Below are 26,205 nucleotides of genomic sequence, written 5' to 3' on the forward strand. Positions count from 1 at the left end.
TTTTCACACATTCTTCAACGCCTTGCTCATAATTGAGTATTATTGTGCCAGGTAGTCGTGAAGGAACCCTCTATGAAGCAAATCCGTATGCTGGCGCAGTATTATGTCGACCTGATGATGAAATTAGGTTTGGTGCGTTTTTCACTGCTGTTAGCGCTGGCGTTGGTCGTGCTGGCCATTGTGGTGCAGATGGCTGTCACCATGGTATTGCACGGCGAGGTCGAAAGTATCGATGTGATTCGCTCGATCTTTTTCGGCCTGCTCATCACCCCCTGGGCGGTCTATTTCCTGTCAGTGGTGGTGGAGCAACTGGAAGAGTCCAGGCAACGTTTGTCGCGTCTGGTCCAAAAGCTGGAAGAGATGCGTGAACGCGATCTCAAGCTCAACGTGCAGTTAAAAGACAATATTTCCCAGCTTAATCAGGAAATTGCGGACCGCGAAAAAGCAGAAGCGGAACGGCACTCGACGTTTGAGCAGCTTAAGGTGGAAATTAAAGAGCGTGAAGAGACGCAAATCCAGCTTGAACAGCAATCCTCTTTCTTACGTTCCTTCCTCGACGCTTCGCCGGATCTGGTTTTTTATCGTAATGAAGATAAAGAGTTTTCTGGCTGCAACCGTGCAATGGAACTGCTGACCGGGAAGAGCGAAAAGCAACTGGTCAACTTAAGACCTGTCGATGTGTACTCGCCAGAAGCGGCTGAGAAAGTGATTGAAACGGACGAGAAAGTTTTTCGTCACAATGTGTCGCTGACCTATGAGCAATGGCTGGATTATCCCGACGGTCGCAAAGCCTGCTTTGAAATTCGCAAAGTGCCTTATTACGATCGCGTGGGTAAGCGTCACGGTCTTATGGGTTTTGGCCGTGATATTACCGAACGCAAGCGCTATCAGGATGCGCTTGAGCGCGCCAGCCGCGATAAAACGACGTTTATTTCAACCATCAGCCATGAATTACGCACCCCGCTGAACGGTATTGTCGGTTTGAGTCGCATTCTGCTCGACACTGACCTGACGAGCGAACAGGAAAAATACCTGAAAACTATCCATGTTTCAGCGGTGACGCTGGGTAATATTTTCAACGATATTATTGATATGGATAAGATGGAGCGGCGTAAGGTTCAACTGAATAATCAGCCAATAGATTTCACCAGCTTTATGGCGGATCTCGAGAACCTCTCCGGTTTGCAAGCTCAGCAGAAAGGGCTGCGTTTTGTCCTTGAACCGACCTTGCCATTACCGCATAAGGTGATTACTGACGGCACGCGACTGCGTCAGATCCTGTGGAATCTGATCAGTAACGCCGTTAAGTTCACCCAGCAAGGTCAGGTGACGGTGCGGGCCCGTTTTGATGAAGGCGATATGCTGCACTTTGAAGTCGAAGATTCCGGGATCGGTATCCCGCAGGACGAGCAGGATAAAATCTTCGCCATGTATTATCAGGTGAAAGACAGCCACGGCGGTAAACCCGCGACGGGCACCGGGATTGGTCTTGCTGTATCACGTCGTCTGGCCAAAAACATGGGCGGCGACATTACGGTTTCCAGCCAGCCGGGCCACGGCTCTGTCTTTACGCTCACCGTGCATGCTCCCGCCGTTGCGGAAGAAGTGGAAGATGCCTTTGAGGAAAACGAGTTACCGCTGCCTGCGCTTAATGTACTGCTGGTCGAAGACATTGAACTGAACGTGATTGTCGCGCGTTCGGTGCTGGAAAAGTTGGGTAACAGCGTGGATGTGGCGATGACCGGAAAGGCCGCATTAGACATGTTTACCCCGGGCGAATACGATTTGGTGCTGCTGGATATTCAATTGCCGGACATGACCGGGCTGGATATCTCCCGGGAACTCACCCAGCGCTATGCGCGGGAAGACCTGCCGCCGCTGGTGGCATTGACCGCCAACGTGCTGAAAGACAAAAAAGAGTATTTAGATGCGGGAATGGACGATGTGCTGAGCAAGCCGTTGTCCGTTCCAGCGCTAACGGCCATGATTAAAAAATACTGGGATACCCGTGATAAAGAGGAGAGCACTGTGACACCTGAAGAAAGCAGTAAATCGCAAGCGCTGTTAGATATCCCGATGTTAGAGCAGTACATCGAACTGGTTGGGCCGAAGTTAATTACCGACGGTCTGGCGGTGTTTGAGAAGATGATGCCGGGTTATTTAAGTGTGCTGGAATCCAATTTAACGGCGCGTGACAAAAAAGGTGTTGTTGAAGAAGGCCACAAAATTAAAGGTGCGGCGGGTTCCGTTGGCCTGCGCCACCTGCAACAACTCGGCCAGCAAATTCAATCTCCGGATCTCCCGGCCTGGGAAGATAACGTGGGTGAATGGATTGAAGAGATGAAGCAGGAGTGGCAGCACGATGTCGCTGTCCTGAAAGCCTGGGTGGCAAACGCTGGAAAAAAATGACCCCGGCTTGACCGGGGTGCGCGAACACTGCGCCAACACCAGGGAAATCGTGGCTGCGCCGTACGTTATAGTAATGATTTACAAGGGCGCAGCTCTATTTTTCAGGCCGCACGCAGTTAAGATAGCAACATCTTAAATGTTTTGTTACATGAATCAGCAAAATGTGTGAAGCGTAGCATTCTTATTACAATTATTAATACGTTTCAGTCAGATGCGAAAAGGACGATGACGATGAAAAAAATTGGTGTAGTGCTCAGTGGCTGTGGTGTTTATGACGGTTCTGAAATTCATGAAGCCGTTTTGACCTTACTGGCGATAGCCTGTAATGACGCTCAGGCCATCTGTTTTGCACCTGACCGGCAGCAAACGGATGTGATTAATCATCTGACTGGCGAAACGATGGCAGACTCACGCAATGTTCTGATTGAAGCGGCGCGTATTACGCGGGGCGATATTCGCCCGCTGGCCCTGGCTGTTGCCAGCGACCTGGATGCGCTGATTGTCCCCGGCGGTTTTGGGGCAGCGAAAAACCTAAGTAATTTCGCCAGTCAGGGCAGTGAATGCCGGGTCGACAGCGATCTGGCTGCGCTGGCGGTGGCAATGCATCAGTCGGGTAAACCACTGGGATTCATGTGCATTGCGCCCGCGATGTTACCGAAAATTTTCGATTTTCCACTGCGCGTGACCATCGGTACCGATATTGATACGGCTGAAGTGCTGGAAGATATGGGCGCAGAGCATGTGCCGTGCCCGGTCGACGATATTGTGGTGGATGAAGACAACAAAATTGTTACCACGCCTGCGTATATGCTGGCGCAGGATATTGCTCAGGCATCACTCGGTATCGAAAAACTGGTGTCGCGCGTACTGGCTTTAACCGAATGAGTAAAGAGCACGATAAACCGCTGGCTATCCTAAAGCGCTTTTTTCTGCGCGCGGTTATCGTGCTGGCGGCTTTTTGGGGCGGGGGGATCACGTTCTTCAGCGTGGTGCCCGTACCCTTCTCGGCGGTCATGGTGGAGCGGCAAATTGGCGCATGGTTGCAGGGCAACGTTGACTACGTGGCGCATTCTGACTGGGTTAGCATGGACGAAATTTCTCCGTGGATGGGGCTGGCGGTGATTGCTGCAGAAGATCAGAAATTCCCCGACCACTGGGGATTTGATATGGCTTCCATCGAGAAAGCGCTGGCGCACAATGAACGCAATGAGAACCGTATTCGGGGGGCGTCTACGTTATCGCAGCAGACCGCGAAAAACCTGTTCTTATGGGATGGTCGCAGTTGGGTGCGTAAAGGGCTGGAAGCCGGTTTAACATTAGGGATGGAAACGGTCTGGAGTAAAAAGCGTATTCTGACGGTCTATCTGAATATCGCGGAGTTTGGGAACGGAATTTTTGGCGTGGAAGCTGCCGCACAGCATTATTTTCACAAACCCGCCAGTCGGTTAACGATGTCGGAGGCGGCGCTGTTGGCTGCGGTGCTACCGAATCCTTTACGGTTTAAAGCCAGTGCGCCTTCAGGTTATGTACGTAGCCGCCAGGCGTGGATCCTTCGCCAAATGCGCCAGCTAGGTGGAGAGTCATTTATGACTCGCCACCGTCTGTACCAATAAACGGGCATTACGCTTCGCGGGAAGACAGGGCCAGTGTATTTCTGTCTTTCGACGACGTGTCTTTCTTCAGCGCTACCGCAAGTGCGGGTTGGGCGATAAACCGCTCCCACAATCTTTGTTGTTTACGCGCACAGAACCATTTCGACCAGGTCGCCAGTGGAATAAACGTACTCTCCCCGATATTGTCGCAAATCACCGGGATCACCTCTGATTCGTTGATGCGATGACACAGAATATTCTGCGGCTTCAGGGTCATAGTGACAATACGGTTGTCATGCAAATAGCGTTTGAGCTTTTTCAGGAGTTGACGCAAGACAACGACGTCTTCTTCATAGCGACACTGGGCAGCAAACTCCGTCAACGTGACGGACGGTTTGCCATCAAAGTCGGCGATGACATCGTAGACGTAACCTGTACCACAGTCGGTTTCCACCGTGCCGTAATAACGCGGAATACCGCTCCAGTCTTTCAGGTGGCGTGACAGGTGCGCGTAATATTTCAGCTCGCGTCGGATTTCTTTGTCGCCGCCATCCCCATTGTGGTAGACGATTTTAATACAACGCCGGGCATCATCCGGATGCGCATAACATTTACGATGTCTTCCGGTGCCCAGGGGGATCTGTTGGGATAAACGTATCATGAGATCTCTGGAAATGTTTTCTGACATAAATCCAGTATGACCTTCCAACTTAAATGAATCTTAAACGATCAGTCTTAAGGTTTTCTTAATATTGTTATAGGGCAAAAAAGAGCACCAAATGTACAAATAATGTCTAAATGTAACGGTTGACAGGGGGCACCATGAAGGCGGTGAACTTTGTGGGTTTTCTGACGGGGGCAGTTCCGTTGCCGTGTATATACAGGTAGTCCCGCCCGGTAAGCGTCCTTATACCGGGTTGGCGGGTATCCTGCGGGAGATGTGGCGCTAACGCAGACTAACGTCCGGTTAGTCTTCGTCGAACCCTGAATTGAACAGCGCGATGACCGCCGCCAGCGCTTCTACTTCCTGAGGGCCGGTGGCTTCGATTTCGATTTGGCGTCCTTTCGCTGAGTCCAGCATTAGCAGTGCAATCACACTGTTTGCTTCAGCCTCAGTGCCTTCATCATTGCGTAATAATACTTCAGCTTCAAAACCCTGCATTAATTCAAAGAGTTTCATTGCTGGCCGGGCGTGCATACCCAGCTTATTCGTGACTTCAACAGTCTGCTTCACGGTCATGTTTTGCGTTTTTCCAGCGTACGATGGCGTGACTGCACATTCTTGCCGCGAGAACGGAAGTAGTCTGCCAACTGCTCTGCAATATACACCGAACGGTGTTTCCCGCCAGTACAACCAATGGCTACGGTGAGGTAGCTGCGGTTGTTTGTCTCCAGCATCGGTAACCATAGCTCAAGATAGCTGCGAGTCTGATATATAAAATTGTGTACTTCTGTGTGCCTGTCGAGGAACGCGGCAACCGGCTTATCCAGGCCTGTCATTGGGCGCAGTTTCGGGTCCCAGTGCGGGTTAGGCAGGAAGCGCACATCAAACACATAATCCGCATCAATCGGAATACCGTGCTTGAAGCCGAAGGATTCGAAGACCATCGTCAGTTCGCGTTCACGTTTGCCCAGCAGACGAGTTCGCAACATCTCTGCCAGTTCATGTACCGACATTTCTGACGTATCAACGATAAGATCGGCGCGGGAACGCAAAGGTTCCAGCAAATCACTTTCTTCATCAATGGCGCTTTCCAGCGACAGATTCTTGCTGGACAGCGGGTGCAGGCGGCGCGTGTCGCTGTAACGGCGAATTAACGTGTTGCGATCGGCATCGAGAAATAATAACTGAGGGGAGAAGGCATCCGGCAGGTTGTTCATTGCCTGCTCGAAAATCTCCGGTGATTCCGGCATGTTGCGCACATCGATGCTGACAGCCGCAGAAATTTGGCGATCGGCCAGGGTTCGGGCCAGATCGGGCAACAGCACTACGGGAAGGTTATCCACGCAGTAAAAACCCATATCTTCCAGCGCACGCAGGGCGACAGACTTACCTGACCCTGAACGACCGCTGACGATCATCAGTACCATGTACCGTTTCTCCTCACAACGACAAAAAGGGATGCCATTGGGTTGTTATGCTTCATCCTGTTCACCTTCGGTGTCAGTGATGATTTTATACAGTTCTTCGTCACTTTGGGCTGAGCGCAGGCGGCGGCAGATGGTTTTATCCGCCAGGCGTTTCGCTACCAGAGACAGCGTATGCAAATGCGTTTTGGTTTGGTCGGCAGGAACAAGCAAGGCAAAGAGCAAGTCGACAGGCTGATTATCTATAGCGTCGAAAGCAATCGGCGTTTCGAGTTGTACGAACACACCGACAGCGCGTAGCGTATCTTCTTCCAGCTTTCCGTGTGGGATTGCGATGCCATTACCAATCCCTGTACTGCCCATTTTCTCACGCGTCAGAATGGCTTCAAAAACCACTTGAGAGGGCAGGCTGAGCTGTTTTGCCGCCAGTTCGCTGATGATTTCCAGCGCGCGTTTTTTGCTTTGGCAGTGGACGCCACTGCGCGTACATTCCTGGTTAAGTACACTGCTCAGTTGTAGAGTCGAATCGTTATTTATCATAATTTCACCTAAGAACCTGCCCCATCCAACTGGCGGGTCAGATTCGGAGCGCTAACTGTACAAATGGCCCGTTGTGTTTCACAACAGGCCGTCCTGCACCCGTTAACTGCCCGGACTATTAGTGTTGTTTCAGTTTATCTTTATGTTTCGTTAACTGCCGGGCCAGTTTATCAATCAATCCGTCAATCGCGGCATACATATCCTGACCTTCGGCACTGGCATGAATCTCGCCGCCGTTCACATGCAGTGTCGCGTCCGAGGTGTGGGTCACTTTCTCCACTTTCAACACAATGTAGACCTGATTAATCCGATCAAAATACTGTTCAAGCTTAGCGAATTTGCTTGAAATAAACTCGCGCAAAGCTTCAGTAATTTCGACGTTATTTCCAGTAATGTTGAGCTGCATAGTGTCTTCCTTATCGGTTGGGTCACACCAGTTGTTTGCGCTGGTTAGACGGCGGAATGGATAAAGATTCTCGGTACTTCGCAACGGTACGACGCGCCACCATGATACCTTGTTCTGACAGCATAGAGGTTAACTTGCTGTCGCTCAGTGGTTTCGCGGGGTTTTCCGCAGCAATTAACTTCTTCACCAGCGCTCGTATCGCCGTGGACGAGGCTTCGCCGCCGCCTTCGGTATTGACGTGGCTGGAGAAGAAATATTTCAGTTCAAAAATCCCGCGCGGGCTGTGCAGATACTTCTGCGTCGTCACTCGGGAAATTGTCGACTCATGCATTTCGACGGCCTGGGCGATATCCGCCAGCACCATCGGTTTCATAAACTCTTCGCCCTGCTCAAAGAAGGCTTGCTGCTGCTCAACGATACAGCGGCTGACGCGCAGCAATGTATCGTTACGGCTTTCGAGACTTTTTATCAGCCACTTCGCATCCTGAAGATTGCTGCGGATAAACTGGCTGTCAGCATCGTTACGCGCTCCATGGCACATGGCGGCATAGTGCTGATTGATCTGCAAACGAGGAATGCTGTCGCTGTTCAGTTCCACCGTCCAGTGACCGTTATGTTTACGGACCAGCACATCAGGGATCACGTATTCCGGCTCGCCGGTCTGGATAGACTGCCCAGGTCTGGGATCGAGCGACTGAATAAGATTGACCGCTTCTTTGAGCACCTCTTCTTTCAGGCGGGTGACACGCATCAATGAGCGAAAATCGTGATTGGCCAACAGATCAAGGTGATCGCTGATGATCAGGCGAGCCTCTTGTAGCCAGGGGGTAGCAGTGTCGAATTGCGAGAGTTGGATCAGCAAACAGTCACGAAGATCTTTTGCCGCCACGCCGACAGGGTCAAAACGCTGAATGCGTTTAAGGACGGCTTCGACTTCATCAATGTCTACCTCTTCGTCACCCATGCTCTCAAGGATGTCATCCAGCGAGACAGTGAGATAGCCGGTTTCGTCTACTGCATCAACGATCGACGTGGCAATTGCCCGGTCGGTGTCAGAAAACGGCGTCAGCTCGACCTGCCACATCAGGTAATCCTGTAGCGACTGCGTGGTCTCACCCTGATAGATCGGCAGCTCATCGTCGATATAGTCGCCACTGGTTCCGGACGGCGTTCCTGCGGTGTAGATTTCATCCCAACTGGCATCAAGCGGCAGCTCTTCCGGCATCTCTTTTTGTTCGAGTGCGTCTGCGGTGTCCAGGGTTTCACTGTCCTGACTTTCCTGGGTGTCGATTTCTTCGTGAAGATCGGTTTGCTCGAGCAGTGGATTACTTTCCAGCGCTTGCTGAAGTTCTTGCTGAAGTTCCAGCGTGGACAACTGCAACAGACGGATTGCCTGTTGTAGCTGAGGCGTCATTGCCAGTTGTTGGCTGAGCCTGAGTTGCAAACCTTGCTTCATGTTCAGAGTGATTTTCTCCCGCTATGACGTCGCAATCTTCTACCCTATCAGAGTCTGAAGTCTTCCCCAAGGTATACACGTTTAACGTGATCGTCTTGCAGGATCTCTGTCGGTGTACCGTGTGCGATGAGGTGCCCCTGACTCACAATGTACGCGCGTTCGCAGACCGCCAGCGTTTCACGGACGTTATGGTCGGTGATCAATACGCCGAGTCCGCTGTCGCGCAGATGCTCAATGATGCGTTTAATATCGATAACAGAAATGGGGTCAACACCGGCAAAAGGTTCATCCAGCAGGATAAATTTAGGGTTTGCCGCCAGCGCACGGGCGATTTCCACACGACGGCGTTCACCACCGGAGAGCGACTGCCCCAGGTTGTCGCGCAGGTGCTCGATGTGAAATTCTTCCATCAGTTCATTGGCTCTGTCTTCGCGCTGTTCGCTCGACAGATCGTCACGGATTTGCAACACCGCCATCAGGTTATCAAATACGCTCAGGCGACGGAAAATGGAGGCTTCCTGCGGCAGATAGCCAATACCGCGGCGCGCACGCGCATGCAGCGGCAGCAGGCTGATATCTTCGTCATCAATAATGATGTTGCCTGCATCGCGCGGTACGATACCCACAACCATATAAAAGGTCGTGGTTTTACCCGCACCGTTTGGACCGAGAAGCCCCACGATCTCCCCGGAGTTGACGGTCAGACTGACATCTTCCACCACCCGGCGGCCCTTATAGGCCTTTGCAAGATTCTTTGCAGTTAATGTTGCCATAACGAATTAGTTACCCTTCTTCTGTGCCGGGGCCTGGCCTTTGTTTTTGTCTTGCAGCTGCGACGGAACCAGTACCGTGGTCACACGTTTGCCTTTTTCACTAAAGGCCTGCATTTTTTGCTCTTTCACCAGATAGGTGATCTTGTCGCCGGTAATGTTGCTGTCGAGCTGTTCCAGGTAGGCGTTGCCAGTGAGGATGACGAAATCTTTTGCCAGCTCATAATGCATTTTCGAGGCGCGGCCTTTTACTGGTTTACCGTTGTCCTGCATCTGATAGAAGGTGGCAGGGTTGCCGAAGCCATCAATCACTTCTTTGCCTTCTTCGCCACCCGGACGGGTAACTACCACTTTATCGGCGTTAATTTTAATGGTGCCCTGGGTGACGATGACGTTACCGGTGAAGGTGACGACATTGCCCTGCATGTCCAGGGACTGCTGGTCCGATTCAATATGAATCGGCTGCTCGGTATCGCCTGTAACGGCGAACACCGGAATGCTGGCGGCCAGAAGTGAGCTGGCAAGCACAAGATTAAGGCTGAGTTTGTTTGTTTTGAATTTCATAGGAGGTTCTAACCTTTTCAATCAGCTCGGCGTTCTTGCTGCGTAAGTTGCCGCGCATTTTCAGTCCGCTGGAGTTAAATGTTGTTCCGTATAACGTGACGAGATCGTCAGAAGTAACATCCTGCGTTACCAGATTGATCTTCGCGTTATCGGTCGTAATTCTGCGTAGTTGAGAGTCAGGCACCAACGCGTTGACTTCAACGTGGCCGTAGAGATACAGCATCCGGTCATCGGTCAACCTGGCTTTGTCGGCCTTAATCGACCATGTCGGGATTTTATCCTTATCAAAGGTGGTTAACACCGGGCGGGTAAACCACGAAACCGCCTGATCTGAATAGTATTCAACATGTTGAGCGATGAGGCGATAGTTCAGCGCCCCCTCAGGACTGTATACGACGGTATCCGTATGCTCACTTTTATAAGTGGGGTCGCTGTTATTCACGACAACCTGGGACGCATCGTCTTTATCGGCCAGATTGATACCGATAAGCACCAGAATGGCCAACGACAGCACAATGATAACCCAACGTCTGGTTTTACTCATATCGATTGCCCTTTGGCCTCATCCAGTTTGCCCTGTGCCAATAGTAATAAATCGCAAACCTCCCGCACGGCACCGCGACCTCCGTCAATACGTGTCACGTAATCGGCGCGTGGAATCAACAATGGGTGAGCGTCCGCCACCGCAACGCTCAGTCCCACTTTTTCCATCACAGGCCAGTCGATCAGATCATCACCGACATAGGCGACGTTTTCTGGCGCCATGCCCAGTTTATTCAGCAGATCGGCAAATGCGATCAACTTGTCTGACTGACCCTGATAGAGATGAGTGATCCCAAGTGTGGCACAGCGATCTTCTACAAGTTTAGCTTTTCGTCCGGTAATAATGGCAACCTCAATACCGGAAGTGAGTGCGCAACGAATACCGTAGCCATCACGGACGTTGAAGGCCTTCAGCTCTTCACCGTTATTGCCCATATAAATCAGACCGTCAGACAGTACGCCATCAACATCGAGGATGAGAAGACGGATGTTTTCCGCCCTGGCGATGACCTGGGTGCTGACGGGTCCATAACAGGTCGCAAGCGACGCACCTGCTGTACTCATTTTTATTATCCTTGAGTTTCTACACTACGCCTGCACGCAGGAGATCATGCATATGTAACACACCGAGTAACTGGTCGCCATCGGCAATCAGCACCGAGGTAATATGGCGGGATTGCATCAAATTCAGAGCATCAACGGCGAGAATACCTGGACGTACGCGAATACCCCCTGGTGTCATAACATCGGCAATCCCTAACTGGCGAACATCACCACCCATATCAAAGACGCGACGTAAATCACCATCCGTGAAGATACCGTTAATCTTCATATCGTCATCACAAATGACGGTCATCCCAAGATTCTTACGCGTGATTTCCAACAGCGCATCACGCAGGCTGGCGTCCTTTTTCACATGCGGGATTTCATCACCCGTATGCATGATATCGTTAACGCGTAGCAAAAGTTTACGTCCAAGTGCCCCGCCCGGATGGGATAACGCGAAGTCTTCTGCGGTGAATCCTCGGGCTTTTAATAAGGCGACGGCAAGCGCGTCCCCCATCACCAATGTGGCGGTGGTGCTGCTGGTTGGCGCCAGACCCAGCGGGCAGGCTTCCCGGGGCACTTTAACACACAGATGCACATCTGCGGCACGTGCCATGCTGCTTTCTGGTCGGCCGGTTATACAGATGAGTGGGACATGCAGGCGCTTGAGTACGGGGATCAACGCCGTGATTTCACTCGATTCGCCGGAGTTTGAAATGGCAATAACCACATCCTGCGGCGACACCATGCCGAGATCGCCGTGCGCTGCTTCACCAGGATGAACAAAAAATGATGGCGTACCGGTACTGGCAAATGTTGCCGCCATTTTGCGCCCAATGTGCCCTGATTTCCCCATCCCCATCACGACGACTTTGCCCGCGCACCAGAACATTTTTTCACACGCAAGGGTGAAGTTCTGGTTGATGTACTGGCCTAGTTCGGCCAGGCCTTCACGTTCAATTTCCAGGACTTCTTTGCCTGCTAGCTGAAAGTCAAAACCCGGTTGCAACTCTAAGTGAGACATAATCCGTTTCCAGTTACCCAACGAGAAGTGGCGATATCCAGTACAGCATCGCCAGCCATATGATAAAACCGCCAGTCAACAACACGCCCGCGCCCCGACCTATTCGGCGCGAACGACGCCAGCAGAGTAACGCAAAAATAATACTGACCAGCAGCATGACACCGTAATCACGCCCAAAGGCCAAAAGGTTAACGCTACCCGGAGCGATCAGCGCCGGTAACCCCAACACGATAACGATATTAAAAATGTTAGCGCCGATGATGTTGCCGACGGCAATAGCATTTTCTCCTTTACGCACACCCGCGATAGCGGTCGCCAATTCAGGTAAACTGGTGCCGATAGCCACCACGGTTAACCCGATAGTCAGTTCGCTCGTGGCAAAATAATTGGCCAGTACAGTTGCGTTATCGACCACCATACGGGTTGCCATGGGCATGATAATCAGAGCGATGCCGAGCCACAAAAATGCAACGGGCAATCCGCCTTCACGCGGTAACTCTGCAACCTGTTCCCGGGTAAGGTTGTCATTACCCTTGCTGTCGGCCAGACGGGCGATTTTAACAATGAATAGCAGCCATAGCACAGCCAGAAGTAGGAGAAAGATTCCATCACTGCGGCTGAGTTGCCCATCGTGCAGGACATAACCTGCCAGAACGCTGACGAATAACATTAATGGCAATTCACGACGCAGAACATCAGAATGCACGGTAAAAGGGTGAAACAGTGCGGCCAGGCCTAAGATCAACAAAATATTGGTGATATTTGAACCCATTGCCGTACCGACAGCGAGATCGAGTTGTCCATGCAGCGATGCGGCGACCGACACGATAATTTCCGGTAACGATGTTCCGATACTGACCACCGTCATCCCAATGACGAGCGGCGGAATACCCAATGTTCGAAATAGAATGGAAGCGGCAAACACCAGGCGATCGGCACTGTAGACGACCAGAAGTAAACCAATAATTAACAGCGCCGTTGCTAAAAGCATCTAAAGTCCTTTCTTCAGGTATACTCGCCGGTCCACGGGAGAGATTGCCTGGAGGCCGTAACGAATTCTTAATTTTGACTTTATGCGGCTAAAAAGTAAAACAAATGCCAGCTTTAGCTAACCAGGGCGGGTAATATTCTGTAAATATGTTGGGTTCATGGTGAAATTCGACGCCATGATGAGATCAACAAAGTAATACGAAGGATGAATCAATGGGTCAGTCTGCGGCGAATTTAGTCGATATGCGCGACGTCAGCTTTACCCGTGGCGATCGCTGTATTTTCGATAATATTTCCCTGACGGTGCCACGTGGAAAGGTCACCGCGATCATGGGGCCGTCGGGCATCGGTAAAACCACGCTGTTACGCCTGATCGGTGGGCAGATCGCGCCTGACAAAGGAGAGATTCTGTTTGACGGCGAGAATGTTCCCGCCATGTCCCGTTCACGGCTATACACTGTACGTAAGCGTATGAGTATGTTGTTTCAGTCAGGGGCGCTGTTCACGGACATGAATGTGTTTGATAACGTGGCATATCCGCTGAGAGAGCATACGCATTTACCCGCAGCCCTACTCAAAAGTACCGTCATGATGAAACTTGAGGCTGTTGGGTTGCGCGGCGCTGCAAAATTAATGCCTTCTGAACTTTCTGGCGGTATGGCGCGACGGGCGGCGTTAGCGCGCGCTATTGCTCTGGAGCCGGATCTCATCATGTTTGATGAACCGTTCGTGGGTCAGGACCCTATCACCATGGGCGTGCTGGTGAAGCTGATTTCAGAACTGAACAGTTCACTGGGCGTGACCTGCGTTGTGGTGTCTCACGATGTTCCCGAAGTGCTGAGTATTGCGGATCACGCCTATATAATGGCGGATAAAAAAATTGTGGCTCATGGCAGTGCTCAGGCGCTGCAAGAGAACGCAGACCCACGCGTACGCCAGTTCCTTGACGGTATCGCCGACGGACCCGTTCCGTTCCGTTACCCCGCGGGCGACTATCACACCGATTTATTCGAAACAGGGAGTTAAGCCACTCATGCTGTTAAATGCGCTGGCATCACTCGGACACAGAGGGATCAAAACTCTCAGGACGTTCGGGCGGGCCGGGTTAATGTTATTCAATGCGGTGGTTGGTAAGCCGGAGTTTCGTAAGCATGCGCCGTTGCTGATTCGCCAGCTCTATAATGTGGGTGTCTTGTCGATGCTTATCATTATTGTGTCTGGTGTGTTCATAGGCATGGTGCTTGGACTGCAAGGCTATCTGGTGCTGACGACTTACAGCGCGGAAACCAGTCTCGGTATGCTGGTGGCGCTGTCGTTGCTGCGTGAACTGGGGCCGGTTGTTGCTGCACTGTTGTTTGCCGGGCGTGCCGGCTCTGCCTTAACCGCAGAAATTGGTCTTATGCGTGCGACCGAGCAGCTTTCCAGTATGGAAATGATGGCGGTCGATCCATTGCGCCGGGTGATTTCCCCGCGCTTCTGGGCGGGCGTTATTTCGTTGCCACTGCTCACCATTATTTTTGTGGCGGTGGGCGTCTGGGGCGGTTCGCTGGTTGGCGTAAGCTGGAAAGGTATCGATGCTGGTTTCTTCTGGTCGGCGATGCAGAACGCTGTCGACTGGCGCCTTGATCTTGTGAACTGTTTGATTAAGAGCGTGGTGTTTGCCATTACGGTAACGTGGATTGCACTGTTCAATGGATATGATGCGATCCCGACTTCTGCCGGGATTAGCCGGGCAACGACACGCACCGTTGTGCACGCGTCTCTGGCCGTTCTTGGTCTGGATTTTGTGCTGACCGCACTGATGTTTGGGAATTGAGTTCATGCAAACGAAAAAAAATGAAATTTGGGTGGGGATTTTCTTGTTGGTTGCGCTGCTGGCGGCGTTGTTTATCTGCCTGAAAGCGGCGAACGTCACCTCCATGCGTACGGAGCCGACCTACACGGTTTATGCGACTTTCGATAACATTGGTGGACTGAGAGAACGTTCTCCCGTCCGTATTGGCGGGGTGGTTGTGGGCCGGGTTTCAGATATCTCGTTAGATCCGAAAACCTATCTGCCACGCGTTACGCTGGATATTGAAGAGCGTTATAACCAAATTCCTGATACCAGTTCCTTGAGCATCCGTACCTCCGGTTTGTTGGGTGAGCAATACCTGGCTCTGAATGTCGGTTTCGACGATCCAGAGCTCGGAACGGCTATGCTCAAGGATGGCAGTACAATTCAGGACACCAAATCGGCAATGGTTCTGGAAGATATGATTGGTCAGTTCCTTTACAACAGCAACAGTAAAGGAGATGAGAATAAGAATTCTGGCGATGCGCCTGCCGCAACGGAAGGCAATAATGACGCTACTGGGCCTGCGGGCGCAACGAAATAATCTCAGGAGAATCGACGTATGTTTAAACGATTAATGATGGTAGCGCTGCTGGTGATTGCACCGCTGAGTGCTGCAACGGCGGCTGACCAGACCAACCCGTACAAACAGATGGACGAAGCGGCGCAGAAAACCTTTGACCGTCTTAAAAACGAACAGCCTAAAATCCGTGCTAACCCGGATTACCTACGTGATGTTGTTGATCAAGAATTGCTGCCGTATGTGCAGGTGAAATATGCTGGTGCGCTGGTCCTGGGGCGTTACTACAAAGATGCCACTCCGGCACAACGCGATGCCTATTTCGCCGCGTTTCGTGAATACCTGAAACAGGCTTATGGTCAGGCTTTGGCGATGTATCATGGCCAGACCTACCAGATTGCGCCGGAACAACCGCTGGGCGATGCGACTATTGTACCGATTCGCGTCACCATCAATGATCCGAACGGTCGTCCTCCGGTTCGCCTGGATTTCCAGTGGCGTAAAAACACGCAGACCGGTCACTGGCAAGCCTATGACATGATCGCGGAAGGTGTCAGCATGATCACCACTAAACAAAATGAGTGGAGCGACCTGCTGCGTACCAAAGGTATTGATGGCCTGACCGCACAGTTGAAATCTATCGCTCAACAAAAAATCACTCTGGAAGAGAAAAAATAATGACGCAGTCACTCAGCTGGACGCGTGAAGGTGAAAAGCTGGCGTTAGCGGGTGAACTGGATCAGGACGTGCTAAACCCGTTATGGGATGTACGTGTGGAGATCATGAAAGGTGTCACTTGCATCGATCTGAGCCAGGTTTCCCGGGTAGATTCGGGAGGGCTGGCGTTACTGGTCCATCTCATTAATCAGGCAAAACGGCAGGGTAATACTGTTTCGCTTAGGGGTGTAAACGACAAAGTTTATACGCTGGCGCAGCTTTACAATTTACCCAACGACGTGTTGCCACGCTAATTTTTGTAGGCCGGATAAGGCCTTGTGCCGCCATCCGGCAAAACCCCTGAAAGGGTGGCAACCACCAAAGCCTTGTCTGATTTATCGACGGGGCTTTTTGCTTATTTAAGACAGCGCCACTTTGCACTAAGATGTTGGGCTGTTTTCACTATTTGACGAATAAAGAGCCCATGGAAAATCATGAAATTCAGAGCGTGCTGATGAGCGCACTCTCCCTCCAGGAAGTCCACGTCTCTGGCGATGGCAGTCACTTTCAGGTTATTGCCGTGGGTGAGATGTTTGACGGCATGAGCCGGGTCAAGAAACAGCAAGCGGTCTATGGTCCGTTGATGGAGTACATTGCGGACAACCGCATCCATGCCGTGTCGATCAAAACATTCACGCCTGCTGAGTGGGCACGCGATCGCAAACTTAACGGTTTTTGAGCTACGGGTGACTCACCGGTAGCGAGTATGAATTCTTAACAGAGAACAGAATAATGGATAAATTTCGTGTTCAGGGGCCAACCACGCTCCAGGGCGAAGTCACAATATCAGGCGCTAAAAATGCCGCCCTGCCGATCCTCTTCGCCGCATTGCTGGCAGAAGAGCCGGTAGAAATTCAGAACGTCCCTAAACTGAAAGACGTTGATACGTCAATGAAGCTGTTGAGTCAGCTGGGTGCAAAAGTTGAACGTAATGGCTCTGTGTATATTGATGCCAGCGATGTGAACGTTTTCTGCGCCCCTTATGACCTGGTGAAAACCATGCGTGCATCCATTTGGGCCCTTGGCCCGCTGGTGGCGCGTTTTGGTCAGGGTCAGGTTTCTCTGCCGGGTGGCTGCACTATCGGTGCGCGTCCGGTAGACCTGCACATCACGGGTCTGGAACAGCTGGGCGCCTCTATCAAGCTGGAAGAAGGGTACGTTAAAGCGTCAGTGGAAGGGCGTCTGAAAGGCGCGCATATCGTGATGGACAAAGTCAGCGTTGGCGCAACGGTCACTATCATGTGCGCCGCTACGTTGGCAGAAGGCACCACCATTATCGAAAATGCCGCCCGTGAACCTGAGATTGTCGATACCGCAAACTTCCTGATTGCGCTGGGTGCGAAGATCACCGGGCAGGGCACTGACCGTATCACCATCGAAGGCGTTGAGCGTTTGGGGGGCGGTGTCTACCGCGTTCTGCCTGACCGTATTGAAACCGGTACGTTCCTGGTCGCTGCGGCCATTTCTCGTGGCAAAATTGTCTGCCGTAACGCGCAGCCAGACACGCTGGACGCGGTTCTGGCAAAACTGCGTGATGCTGGCGCGGACATTGAAGTTGGCGCTGACTGGATCAGCCTCGACATGCACGGCAAACGCCCGAAAGCGGTCAATGTGCGTACTGCGCCGCATCCGGCGTTCCCGACCGATATGCAGGCGCAGTTCACTCTGCTGAACCTGGTGGCGGAAGGGACCGGATTCATCACGGAAACCGTTTTTGAAAACCGTTTCATGCATGTACCTGAACTGAGTCGTATGGGCGCGCATGCAGAAATCGAAAGCAACACGGTGATTTGCCACGGCGTTGAAAAACTCTCTGGTGCTCAGGTGATGGCGACGGATCTGCGGGCATCTGCGAGCCTGGTGCTGGCGGGTTGTATTGCGGAAGGCACCACAGTGGTGGATCGCATTTATCATATCGATCGCGGTTATGAGCGTATTGAAGATAAACTGCGTGCGCTTGGTGCGAACATTGAGCGTGTGAAAGGCGAATAATCACCTTCTGCTTCGGTAATCCCCATTCATTGCTGCAATATGGGGATTACCGATTCTCTTCACTCTACGATCTTTTTCTCTCTTCGAGCGCGCATCAGTCGTGTTCTGTCGATAAATTCGTGTGTCTGCGAATCATGATATCGTGATGGCCAAATTACCCAGGGATTCGTTCCCAGTGCTTGCGCAATAATCAATTCACCTTTTGGCCATGGGCGGGTTAAGGTATTCGCTAACGTAGAAGAACTGAGTCCATTTCTGCGTGATTCTGCAGCCATAGATGTCCCTTTTTTACGTAATCCAGCAATAATATCGGCGGGATGCCAGTCAATGAGTTTACTCTCCATCAATCCCTCACTCCTTTGGTCGGTCGTGTGCAGTTGGAAAAATCAGCGGATGATGGACACTATACTCCAGGAGAACGCATGTTCTAAAATGTTCATGTAACGAGCGTGAATATTCAGAATATATCAAGGGAGAGTATCGGCTTTCATTCGGCTCTTGAAAGTGTTTTTAGATTTTTTTCTGGAGCATATTTGAATCATCCCGTGCGGTGCACGGGATGAGATAGGGGGATTAACGATCGCGCTGTACAGCAATGTGCGCCAGGCCAATTAACGCCTCGCGCCACGGGGTGTCGGGAAGAACCTGAAGGGCTTCGATCGCTTTGTCGGCTTCTTCTTCAGCGCGCTGGCGCGTCCACTCCAGTGAGCCGCAGGCGGTCATTGCTTCCAGAACAGGTTCCAGAAGGTGTCGGCCATTACCTTGCTCAATGGCTGAACGGATCATTTGCGCTTGCTCTGGGGTGCCATTACGCATGGCATGCAGCAGAGGTAATGTCGGTTTGCCCTCGTTAAGGTCGTCACCCACGTTTTTACCTAACTGCTCGCCATCTGCGCTGTAATCCAGTAAATCGTCAATCAACTGGAAAGCGGTACCGAGATAGCGGCCATAATCCTGTAATCCTTTTTCCTGTTCGTCGCTGCAACCCGCCAGAATGCCTGAACATTGTGCCGCCGCTTCAAACAGTCGCGCCGTTTTGCTGTAGATGACGCGCATATAGTTTTCTTCGGTGATGTCAGGATCGTTCACGTTCATTAGCTGCAGGACTTCACCTTCTGCAATGACGTTGACGGCTGCGGACATGACCTCCAGCACTTTCAGCGAACCGAGGCTGGTCATCATCTGGAAGGCGCGGGTATAGATGAAGTCACCCACCAATACGCTGGCCGCATTACCAAACGCCGCATTCGCCGTGGCCTTCCCGCGGCGCATATCTGATTCATCCACAACATCGTCGTGAAGCAGGGTTGCCGTGTGGATAAACTCGATTAAGGCCGCAATCGTGACATGTTTTTTCTCCTCGTACCCGACAGCGCGCGCAGCGAGTACGGCGATCATCGGGCGGATGCGTTTTCCGCCGCCACTCACGATGTAATACCCCAACTGATTGATCAGTTGGACGTCGGAATTGAGCTGTTCAAGGATTGTCGCATTGACACCCGCCATATCTTGCGCGGTTAACTCATTGATTTTTTCTAAATTCATCGCAAAAGCCGGGCTTATCGCCCCGATTACCTCACAGTGCAACAAGGTAACTTAGGGTTTAGGGTTAGGAATATATGCTGATTGTACTGAAAAAACGCCACAGATAAACGTTACCGTACGTGTTGTGTTTTTTTTCTTCATGTATTGATGGTAGCACTTGTCAAAGGCTCACCTTTTGCGTAATATTCGCGCCCTATTGTGAATATTTATAGCGCACTCTGAATCATTGAAAAGGTGTGCGCGGAAGCGGAGTTTTTTATGTACGCGGTTTTCCAAAGTGGTGGTAAACAACACCGAGTAAGCGAAGGTCAGACCGTTCGCCTGGAAAAGCTGGACATCGCAACTGGCGAAACTATCGAGTTCGCTGAAGTTCTGATGATCGCAAACGGTGAAGAAGTCAAAATCGGCGTTCCTTTCGTTGATGGCGGCGTAATCAAAGCTGAAGTTGTTGCTCATGGTCGTGGCGAGAAAGTTAAAATCGTTAAGTTTCGTCGCCGTAAACACTACCGTAAGCAGCAGGGCCATCGTCAGTGGTTCACTGATGTGAAAATCACTGGCATCAGCGCTTAAGTTAAGGGGAGCAGATTAAATGGCACATAAAAAGGCTGGCGGCTCGACTCGTAACGGTCGCGATTCAGAAGCTAAACGTCTGGGCGTAAAACGCTTCGGCGGTGAAACAGTTCTGGCTGGTAGCATCATCGTTCGTCAACGTGGTACTAAATTCCACGCTGGTTCTAACGTTGGTTGCGGCAAAGACCACACTCTGTTTGCCAAAGCAGACGGTAAAGTGAAATTTGAAGTTAAAGGCCCGAAAAACCGTAAGTTCATCAGCATCGTTGCTGAATAAGTTTTTCGCGTCCCGGTAACGGATAAAAGCCCCGCAACGTGTTGCGGGGCTTTTTACATTCGATGACCGGTAAATATGCTCGCTATACCGTTATCTTTCGGAAAGCGAGGTTTTGCAGGGAATACGGTATGAAGCAGCAGGCAGGCATTGGTATTCTTTTGGCACTGACTACCGCAATGTGTTGGGGTGCGTTGCCCATCGCGATGAAGCAAGTGCTGGAGGTGATGGAACCTCCTACCGTCGTGTTCTACCGTTTTTTAATGGCAAGTCTCGGTCTTGGGACCATTCTTGCGGTTAGAAGAAAGCTCCCGCCGTTGCGTATTTTTCGTAAACCGCGTTGGCTGGTTTTACTGGCTATTGCCACCGGCGGACTGTTCGGGAATTTCATCCTGTTCAGCTCTTCTCTGCAGTATTTGAGTCCAACGGCCTCGCAGGTTATCGGTCAACTTTCACCGGTTGGCATGATGGTCGCCAGCGTATTTATCCTCAAGGAGAAAATGCGTGGTACGCAGATTGTTGGCGCGTTCATGCTTTTGAGCGGGATGGTGATGTTCTTTAATACCAGTCTGCTCGAGATCTTTACCAAACTGACGGATTACACCTGGGGTGTGATTTTTGGTGTCGGTGCGGCGACTGTCTGGGTGAGTTACGGCGTCGCGCAAAAGGTGTTATTGCGTCGTCTGGCCTCACAGCAGATTCTGTTTTTGCTGTACACTTTGTGTACAATTGCGTTATTGCCTTTGGCAAAGCCTGCGGTGATATCGCAGCTTAGCGACTGGCAGCTCGCGTGTTTAGTTTTCTGCGGGTTGAATACGCTGGTAGGATATGGCGCCCTGGCGGAAGCGATGGCGCGCTGGCAAGCAGCGCAGGTGAGTGCGTTAATCACGCTCACGCCGCTGTTTACGCTGTTATTTTCAGATCTATTATCTATGGCCTGGCCCGATTTCTTCGCCAGACCGATGTTAAACCTTTTAGGTTATCTCGGTGCGTTTGTCGTGGTTGCGGGCGCGATGTATTCCGCCATTGGTCATCGTATTTGGGGCGGATTACGTAAGCATGAAACGGTGGTTTCGCAACCCCGCTCAGGCGAATGATTTACGGAGAGTAAAATGAAGTTTGTTGATGAAGCATCGATTCTGGTCGTTGCAGGTGATGGCGGTAATGGTTGCGTTAGCTTCCGCCGCGAGAAATACATCCCGAAAGGCGGCCCGGATGGCGGTGATGGTGGTGATGGTGGTGATGTCTGGCTGGAAGCCGACGAAAACCTGAATACGCTGATCGATTACCGCTTTGAAAAATCGTTCCGTGCAGAACGCGGCCAGAATGGCGCCAGTCGTGACTGTACCGGTAAACGCGGCAAAGACGTTACGATTAAAGTGCCTGTCGGTACGCGTGTTATCGATCAGGGAACTGGCGAAACGATGGGTGACATGACCAAACATGGTCAGCGCCTGATGGTCGCCAAAGGCGGCTGGCACGGCCTGGGGAACACCCGTTTCAAATCCTCAGTAAACCGTACTCCGCGTCAGAAAACGATGGGGACACCGGGTGATAAACGCGATCTGATGCTGGAGCTGATGCTGTTGGCTGATGTCGGTATGTTGGGGATGCCTAACGCCGGTAAATCCACGTTTATCCGCGCAGTCTCTGCAGCGAAACCAAAAGTAGCGGATTATCCGTTTACCACACTGGTGCCGAGCCTGGGCGTTGTGCGTATGGATAACGAAAAGAGCTTTGTGGTTGCTGACATTCCTGGTCTGATTGAAGGCGCTGCTGAAGGTGCTGGTCTGGGGATTCGCTTCCTGAAACACCTGGAGCGCTGCCGCGTACTGTTGCACCTCATTGATATCGATCCGATTGACGGTTCTGATCCCGTTGAAAATGCCCGTATCATTATCGGCGAACTGGAAAAATACAGTCAGGATCTGGCCTCTAAACCGCGCTGGTTAGTGTTCAACAAAATTGATTTGATGGACAAAGCAGAAGCGGAAGAAAAAGCGAAAGCTATCGCCGGGGCGCTGGGTTGGGAAGATAAATACTATCTGATCTCCGCAGCCAGCCAGTTAGGCGTGAAAGATCTCTGCTGGGATGTGATGACCTTTATCATTGAGAATCCGATTGTTCAGGCTGAAGAAGCGAAACAGCCAGAGAAAGTCGAGTTCATGTGGGATGATTACCATCGCCAGCAGCTCGCGGAAGTCGAAGACGAAGCGGAAGATGATTGGGATGACGATTGGGATGAAGACGACGAAGAAGGCGTCGAGTTCATTTACAAACGCTAATCTCTAAAAAACCCCGGCCATGCACCGGGGTTTTTTATGCCACTCTATATCGGCCGGATAAGCGCTATCCGGTAACGATCATCTAGTTATTTTGATAAATATCTTTATACAAACGGCTTTCAAAACGAACCAGGGGAAGACGGCGGTTGCGTTGATCAGCCGGTTCTACGGCATACCCGGAAAGATATTGCACAAATGCCATCCTTTGTCCGCTGGCAGTAGTGATAAAGCCCGCCAGGTTATACACCCCCTGCAGTGAACCCGTTTTCGCCGATACTTTGCCATCTACGCCTGCCTGATGAAGCCCTGCACGGTATTGCAGAGAACCATCGTGGCCCGCCAGCGGCAGCATGGAGATAAAGTTCAGTTCATTGTCATGCTGGGCAATGTATTGCAGCACCTGCATCATGGTGGCAGGGGCTATCAGGTTGTGGCGGGAAAGACCAGAGCCGTCGGCAATAATGGTGTTGCCAATATTAACTCCTGCCTGTTGGCGCAGGATCTGGCGAACGGCATCGGAGCCTGCACGCCATGTCCCAGGGACGTTAAAGCGCGCGTGGCCAATCATACGGAACACCGTGTCAGCGATCATGTTGTCTGATTTTTTTAGCATAATCTTAAGCAGATCATGTAAAGGGGCAGACTGCTTACTGGCAATGATTGTTCCTGGTTCGTTGCTCTGGGTCTGGCGTAACAGCGTACCGCTGTACGTGATCCCAGCTTGTTTTAACTCATCTTTCAGGATGGCTCCCGCATAGCTTGCGCCATCCTGAATGGCGAAGGCCAGCGGAAGAGGCTCGCTACGCTGAGGCAGGCAACCGGTGAGCGTATAGCGATTCAAATCGCCAGGGACGACATCCAGTTCGCAATATTGCGCTTCGGCAGAACCGCGTGGCAGCGTTCGAACCTGGCTAAATATCGTCACCGGGTAATACGATGCCACGCGGATATGCGCTAGATCATTCGCTTTTTCCGCACTGTAAAGCGAAACCGAGAAGCAGTTGCGATCGACAATGGCTGCGGCGGGCGGCGCGCTAAAACATTGCGTCATGTCGTTCCAGGGCCAGCCGGGCGCTTTATCGTGGCTGGCAAAAATGGATGTGTCGATGAGGACATTGCCTGAAATTTGCGTCACGCCCGATTTCTTCAACGTGGCGACCATATTGCGAATATCCTGACGTTTTAGCGTCGGATCGGCCCCAAATCGTGCAATCAGGTCACCGTTCAACACGCCATTTTCTACCGAACCTTTTGTCTCCAGCGTGGTGGTAAAACGAAAGTCAGGGCCAAGCTGAATCAATGCCGCCAGCGCGGTGATCACCTTTTGCGTACTGGCGGGAAGCGCCATTTGCTGGCTGTGATAATCGATGGCGGGCGCGGGGGCGCCTATCTTCTGTACCATTAAGGCAAGATTGGCCCCGTCGGGGAGTTGATTGATGTATTCGTCAACATTCGCGGCCTGGACGCTGAACGCTATACTGGTGGTCAATCCGATGATAAATCTGGAAAATCGCATAATCTCGCGCTAACAACCTGGAAACAAGCCGTCATACTACGGCGCATTGCCCTGAAAAGTAAACGATGACCCATAGGGAACTCCAGGGTAAAATGACTATCAAATAGAGAATTGTAGCTGACCTGGGACCTTGCGCCCCGGGTCGGTATTTTTTTGCTTCTGGCCCTGGTGTGACGTCATACCAGGGCAGGCTTAGCAGGCGGGGCAGGGTCTATCGCCCCCCGACAGGAATGTTCAAGAGGTATAACAAATGCAAGCTATTCCGATGACCTTACGTGGTGCTGAAAAACTGCGCGAAGAGCTGGATTTTCTGAAATCTGTGCGCCGTCCTGAAATTATTGCCGCTATCGCCGATGCGCGTGAACATGGCGACCTGAAAGAGAATGCTGAGTATCACGCCGCGCGTGAGCAGCAGGGTTTTTGTGAAGGGCGCATTAAAGATATCGAAGCAAAACTGTCCAATGCGCAGGTCATTGACATCACTAAAATGCCCAACAATGGTCGCGTGATTTTTGGTTCCACCGTCACCGTTCTGAACCTCGACACTGACGAAGAGCAGAGTTACCGCATCGTTGGCGATGATGAGGCGGATTTTAAACAAAACCTGATTTCTGTGAACTCACCTATCGCTCGTGGCCTGGTGGGCAAAGAGCAGGATGATGTTGTGGTGATCAAAACGCCAGGCGGCGAAGTGGAATATGAAGTGATTAAGGTAGAATACCTGTAAGAATTACCCAATACTCATAATGTTGATGTATTGTAAAGAAAGGAAAAAGGCCGCATAGCGGCCTTTTATCAACGAACAGAGCGTGGCATTTTGCTCTCCTGCTTGCGCAGAAAACCTCGTTTTACACAGAATTCGTGTTCAACTTTAGGATATTCTTAGCGCGGCAGCGAGATTTTACGTTCTTTCGTCGGGCGATACAGTACCAGCGTTTTACCGATGACCTGTACGTTACAGGTGCCGGTTTCGCGTACGATAGCTTCCACGATCAAGGTTTTGGTTTCGCGATCTTCCGAGGCGATTTTCACCTTGATAAGTTCATGGTGCTCTAACGCTTGTTCAATCTCGGCCAGTACCCCTTCGGTCAAACCATTATTGCCAAGCATAACTACAGGCTTGAGCGGATGTGCCAGACCTTTCAGGTGCTGTTTTTGTTTAGTACTCAGATTCATCGTATATTTTTGCTTAGGTTGGGATTGAAAACGGGTCATTCTACCGCCATCTCCCTAATATCACCAAATAGCCGTGTAGAAATTTACACCGTTGGTAACGATGAACTGCCCCGATGGGAAAGTGAAATGACAGGTAAAAAGCGTTCTGCCAGTTCCAGTCGCTGGCTTCAGGAACACTTTAGCGATAAATATGTTCAGCAGGCACAGAAAAAAGGGTTACGTTCTCGTGCCTGGTTTAAACTTGATGAAATACAGCAAAGTGACAAGATTTTTAAACCGGGAATGACAGTCGTCGATCTCGGTGCTGCACCCGGTGGTTGGTCTCAATATGCGGTTACGCAGATAGGGAACAGCGGCCGCATTATCGCTTGTGATCTTTTACCGATGGATCCAATCGTTGGTGTAGACTTCCTTCAGGGCGACTTTCGTGATGAATTAGTCCTGAAAGCGTTACTTGAACGTGTCGGTGACAGTAAAGTACAAGTTGTCATGTCTGATATGGCGCCAAATATGTGTGGTACACCGGCGGTCGATATTCCCCGGGCGATGTATCTGGTAGAACTGGCGCTTGGAATGGCTCGTGATGTATTAGCGCCAGGTGGTAGTTTTGTAGTGAAAGTGTTCCAGGGCGAAGGATTCGATGAGTATCTAAGAGAAATTCGCTCCCTGTTTACGAAGGTGAAAGTTCGTAAGCCGGACTCTTCTCGTGCGCGTTCACGTGAAGTGTACATTGTAGCGACCGGGCGAAAACCATATCCAGTGGATTTCAAACGAAAGTTTGAAAGACACTGGATATAGAGTATCCTGACGCTGTTTTTAACACAGTTGTAATAAGAGGTTAATCCCTT

The 26,205-nt window shown here is 51.2% G+C and carries 32 protein-coding genes; 16 read left to right on the forward strand and 16 right to left on the reverse strand.

Annotated features, from left to right (window positions below):
* The first annotated feature begins 72 nt into the window (after positions 1-72).
* The 3 genes from arcB to mtgA all read left to right on the forward strand — a co-directional run bounded on the left by arcB (position 73) and on the right by mtgA (position 4,022).
* Positions 73-2,409: an aerobic respiration two-component sensor histidine kinase ArcB gene (gene arcB / locus CJP72_RS02535; protein WP_162379334.1), complete on the forward strand. Its 2,337-nt coding sequence runs from the start codon at positions 73-75 to the stop codon at positions 2,407-2,409.
* 231 nt (positions 2,410-2,640) lie between these two features.
* Entirely contained in the window at positions 2,641-3,294 is a 654-nt protein-coding gene (gene elbB / locus CJP72_RS02540) for an isoprenoid biosynthesis glyoxalase ElbB (protein ID WP_162379335.1), read from the forward strand.
* Positions 3,291-4,022, forward strand: a complete 732-nt coding sequence (gene mtgA, locus CJP72_RS02545) for a monofunctional biosynthetic peptidoglycan transglycosylase (RefSeq protein ID WP_162379336.1) — start codon at positions 3,291-3,293, stop codon at positions 4,020-4,022. Before elbB ends, mtgA begins: the two co-directional genes overlap by 4 nt.
* Before the next feature lie 7 nt (positions 4,023-4,029).
* On the opposite strand, the gene yrbL is transcribed toward mtgA, so the two are convergent.
* The 12 genes from yrbL to CJP72_RS02605 form a co-directional block, all read right to left on the reverse strand.
* Positions 4,030-4,662 (reverse strand): PhoP regulatory network protein YrbL, encoded by a 633-nt coding sequence (gene yrbL / locus CJP72_RS02550; RefSeq protein ID WP_162379337.1) that lies wholly within the window; start codon positions 4,660-4,662, stop codon positions 4,030-4,032.
* Between the two features lie 306 nt (positions 4,663-4,968).
* The gene (gene npr / locus CJP72_RS02555) at positions 4,969-5,241 is read right to left on the reverse strand and encodes a PTS phosphocarrier protein NPr (protein WP_012135339.1); all 273 of its coding nucleotides are present in this window, start codon (positions 5,239-5,241) and stop codon (positions 4,969-4,971) included.
* Positions 5,238-6,092, reverse strand: coding sequence for an RNase adapter RapZ (rapZ, locus tag CJP72_RS02560; protein ID WP_162379338.1), 855 nt, complete (start codon positions 6,090-6,092; stop codon positions 5,238-5,240). Before rapZ ends, npr begins: the two co-directional genes overlap by 4 nt.
* A 45-nt stretch (positions 6,093-6,137) precedes the next feature.
* A complete protein-coding gene (gene ptsN, locus CJP72_RS02565) occupies positions 6,138-6,629 on the reverse strand; it encodes a PTS IIA-like nitrogen regulatory protein PtsN (RefSeq protein ID WP_162379339.1) in 492 nt (163 codons plus the stop codon).
* A gap of 118 nt (positions 6,630-6,747) precedes the next feature.
* A complete protein-coding gene (gene hpf, locus CJP72_RS02570; RefSeq protein WP_162379340.1) occupies positions 6,748-7,035 on the reverse strand; it encodes a ribosome hibernation promoting factor in 288 nt (95 codons plus the stop codon).
* Between the two features lie 22 nt (positions 7,036-7,057).
* Positions 7,058-8,491, reverse strand: a complete 1,434-nt coding sequence (rpoN, locus tag CJP72_RS02575) for an RNA polymerase factor sigma-54 (RefSeq protein WP_162379341.1) — start codon at positions 8,489-8,491, stop codon at positions 7,058-7,060.
* Positions 8,492-8,538: 47 nt separating this feature from the next.
* On the reverse strand, positions 8,539-9,264 hold the full coding sequence (lptB, locus tag CJP72_RS02580) for an LPS export ABC transporter ATP-binding protein (protein ID WP_162379342.1): 726 nt from the start codon (positions 9,262-9,264) through the stop codon (positions 8,539-8,541).
* 6 nt (positions 9,265-9,270) lie between these two features.
* Positions 9,271-9,825, reverse strand: coding sequence for a lipopolysaccharide ABC transporter substrate-binding protein LptA (lptA, locus tag CJP72_RS02585; protein ID WP_162379343.1), 555 nt, complete (start codon positions 9,823-9,825; stop codon positions 9,271-9,273).
* Positions 9,794-10,369, reverse strand: a complete 576-nt coding sequence (gene lptC, locus CJP72_RS02590; RefSeq protein ID WP_162379344.1) for an LPS export ABC transporter periplasmic protein LptC — start codon at positions 10,367-10,369, stop codon at positions 9,794-9,796. The genes lptA and lptC overlap by 32 nt, the downstream gene beginning before the upstream one ends.
* Positions 10,366-10,932, reverse strand: coding sequence for a 3-deoxy-manno-octulosonate-8-phosphatase KdsC (kdsC, locus tag CJP72_RS02595; protein WP_162379345.1), 567 nt, complete (start codon positions 10,930-10,932; stop codon positions 10,366-10,368). Before kdsC ends, lptC begins: the two co-directional genes overlap by 4 nt.
* A gap of 19 nt (positions 10,933-10,951) precedes the next feature.
* Complete coding sequence (gene kdsD, locus CJP72_RS02600) at positions 10,952-11,938, reverse strand: arabinose-5-phosphate isomerase KdsD (protein WP_162379346.1); 987 nt, start codon at positions 11,936-11,938, stop codon at positions 10,952-10,954.
* A gap of 13 nt (positions 11,939-11,951) precedes the next feature.
* Complete coding sequence (locus CJP72_RS02605; protein WP_162379347.1) at positions 11,952-12,929, reverse strand: calcium/sodium antiporter; 978 nt, start codon at positions 12,927-12,929, stop codon at positions 11,952-11,954.
* Positions 12,930-13,141: 212 nt separating this feature from the next.
* On the opposite strand from CJP72_RS02605, the gene mlaF reads away from it, so the two are divergent.
* The 7 genes from mlaF to murA all read left to right on the forward strand — a co-directional run bounded on the left by mlaF (position 13,142) and on the right by murA (position 17,991).
* Positions 13,142-13,954 (forward strand): phospholipid ABC transporter ATP-binding protein MlaF, encoded by an 813-nt coding sequence (mlaF, locus tag CJP72_RS02610; protein WP_162379348.1) that lies wholly within the window; start codon positions 13,142-13,144, stop codon positions 13,952-13,954.
* A gap of 7 nt (positions 13,955-13,961) precedes the next feature.
* Positions 13,962-14,744: a lipid asymmetry maintenance ABC transporter permease subunit MlaE gene (mlaE, locus tag CJP72_RS02615; RefSeq protein ID WP_162379349.1), complete on the forward strand. Its 783-nt coding sequence runs from the start codon at positions 13,962-13,964 to the stop codon at positions 14,742-14,744.
* 4 nt (positions 14,745-14,748) lie between these two features.
* Entirely contained in the window at positions 14,749-15,306 is a 558-nt protein-coding gene (gene mlaD, locus CJP72_RS02620; RefSeq protein WP_162379350.1) for an outer membrane lipid asymmetry maintenance protein MlaD, read from the forward strand.
* Between the two features lie 18 nt (positions 15,307-15,324).
* Positions 15,325-15,960, forward strand: a complete 636-nt coding sequence (mlaC, locus tag CJP72_RS02625) for a phospholipid-binding protein MlaC (RefSeq protein ID WP_162379351.1) — start codon at positions 15,325-15,327, stop codon at positions 15,958-15,960.
* Positions 15,960-16,253: a lipid asymmetry maintenance protein MlaB gene (gene mlaB, locus CJP72_RS02630; protein WP_162379352.1), complete on the forward strand. Its 294-nt coding sequence runs from the start codon at positions 15,960-15,962 to the stop codon at positions 16,251-16,253. The genes mlaC and mlaB overlap by 1 nt, the downstream gene beginning before the upstream one ends.
* A gap of 170 nt (positions 16,254-16,423) precedes the next feature.
* Complete coding sequence (gene ibaG / locus CJP72_RS02635; RefSeq protein WP_162379353.1) at positions 16,424-16,678, forward strand: BolA family iron metabolism protein IbaG; 255 nt, start codon at positions 16,424-16,426, stop codon at positions 16,676-16,678.
* A gap of 53 nt (positions 16,679-16,731) precedes the next feature.
* Complete coding sequence (gene murA, locus CJP72_RS02640; protein WP_162379354.1) at positions 16,732-17,991, forward strand: UDP-N-acetylglucosamine 1-carboxyvinyltransferase; 1,260 nt, start codon at positions 16,732-16,734, stop codon at positions 17,989-17,991.
* Positions 17,992-18,050: 59 nt separating this feature from the next.
* Here murA and sfsB read toward each other — a convergent pair whose 3' ends face one another.
* Both sfsB and ispB read right to left on the reverse strand, forming a co-directional pair.
* A complete protein-coding gene (sfsB, locus tag CJP72_RS02645; RefSeq protein ID WP_162379355.1) occupies positions 18,051-18,335 on the reverse strand; it encodes a DNA-binding transcriptional regulator SfsB in 285 nt (94 codons plus the stop codon).
* A gap of 229 nt (positions 18,336-18,564) precedes the next feature.
* Positions 18,565-19,536 (reverse strand): octaprenyl diphosphate synthase, encoded by a 972-nt coding sequence (ispB, locus tag CJP72_RS02650; RefSeq protein WP_162379356.1) that lies wholly within the window; start codon positions 19,534-19,536, stop codon positions 18,565-18,567.
* A gap of 258 nt (positions 19,537-19,794) precedes the next feature.
* On the opposite strand from ispB, the gene rplU reads away from it, so the two are divergent.
* From rplU to cgtA, 4 genes are all read left to right on the forward strand, one after another.
* Complete coding sequence (gene rplU / locus CJP72_RS02655; protein ID WP_000271396.1) at positions 19,795-20,106, forward strand: 50S ribosomal protein L21; 312 nt, start codon at positions 19,795-19,797, stop codon at positions 20,104-20,106.
* 19 nt (positions 20,107-20,125) lie between these two features.
* Entirely contained in the window at positions 20,126-20,383 is a 258-nt protein-coding gene (gene rpmA / locus CJP72_RS02660; RefSeq protein ID WP_003025030.1) for a 50S ribosomal protein L27, read from the forward strand.
* A gap of 128 nt (positions 20,384-20,511) precedes the next feature.
* A complete protein-coding gene (locus tag CJP72_RS02665) occupies positions 20,512-21,477 on the forward strand; it encodes a DMT family transporter (protein ID WP_162379357.1) in 966 nt (321 codons plus the stop codon).
* Between the two features lie 15 nt (positions 21,478-21,492).
* Entirely contained in the window at positions 21,493-22,665 is a 1,173-nt protein-coding gene (gene cgtA, locus CJP72_RS02670; RefSeq protein WP_162379358.1) for an Obg family GTPase CgtA, read from the forward strand.
* 82 nt (positions 22,666-22,747) lie between these two features.
* Here cgtA and dacB read toward each other — a convergent pair whose 3' ends face one another.
* Positions 22,748-24,181, reverse strand: a complete 1,434-nt coding sequence (gene dacB, locus CJP72_RS02675; protein WP_162379359.1) for a serine-type D-Ala-D-Ala carboxypeptidase — start codon at positions 24,179-24,181, stop codon at positions 22,748-22,750.
* Between the two features lie 250 nt (positions 24,182-24,431).
* Here dacB and greA point away from each other — a divergent pair, with 250 nt between their 5' ends.
* Positions 24,432-24,908, forward strand: coding sequence for a transcription elongation factor GreA (gene greA, locus CJP72_RS02680; protein ID WP_162379360.1), 477 nt, complete (start codon positions 24,432-24,434; stop codon positions 24,906-24,908).
* A gap of 155 nt (positions 24,909-25,063) precedes the next feature.
* On the opposite strand, the gene yhbY is transcribed toward greA, so the two are convergent.
* The gene (gene yhbY, locus CJP72_RS02685) at positions 25,064-25,357 is read right to left on the reverse strand and encodes a ribosome assembly RNA-binding protein YhbY (RefSeq protein WP_162379534.1); all 294 of its coding nucleotides are present in this window, start codon (positions 25,355-25,357) and stop codon (positions 25,064-25,066) included.
* A gap of 126 nt (positions 25,358-25,483) precedes the next feature.
* Here yhbY and rlmE point away from each other — a divergent pair, with 126 nt between their 5' ends.
* Positions 25,484-26,155: a 23S rRNA (uridine(2552)-2'-O)-methyltransferase RlmE gene (gene rlmE, locus CJP72_RS02690; RefSeq protein ID WP_162379361.1), complete on the forward strand. Its 672-nt coding sequence runs from the start codon at positions 25,484-25,486 to the stop codon at positions 26,153-26,155.
* Positions 26,156-26,205 lie beyond the last annotated feature (50 nt).

The organism is Citrobacter sp. NCU1 (assembly GCF_010231475.1).
In the GTDB taxonomy this organism is placed as follows: Bacteria; Pseudomonadota; Gammaproteobacteria; order Enterobacterales; family Enterobacteriaceae; genus Citrobacter_D.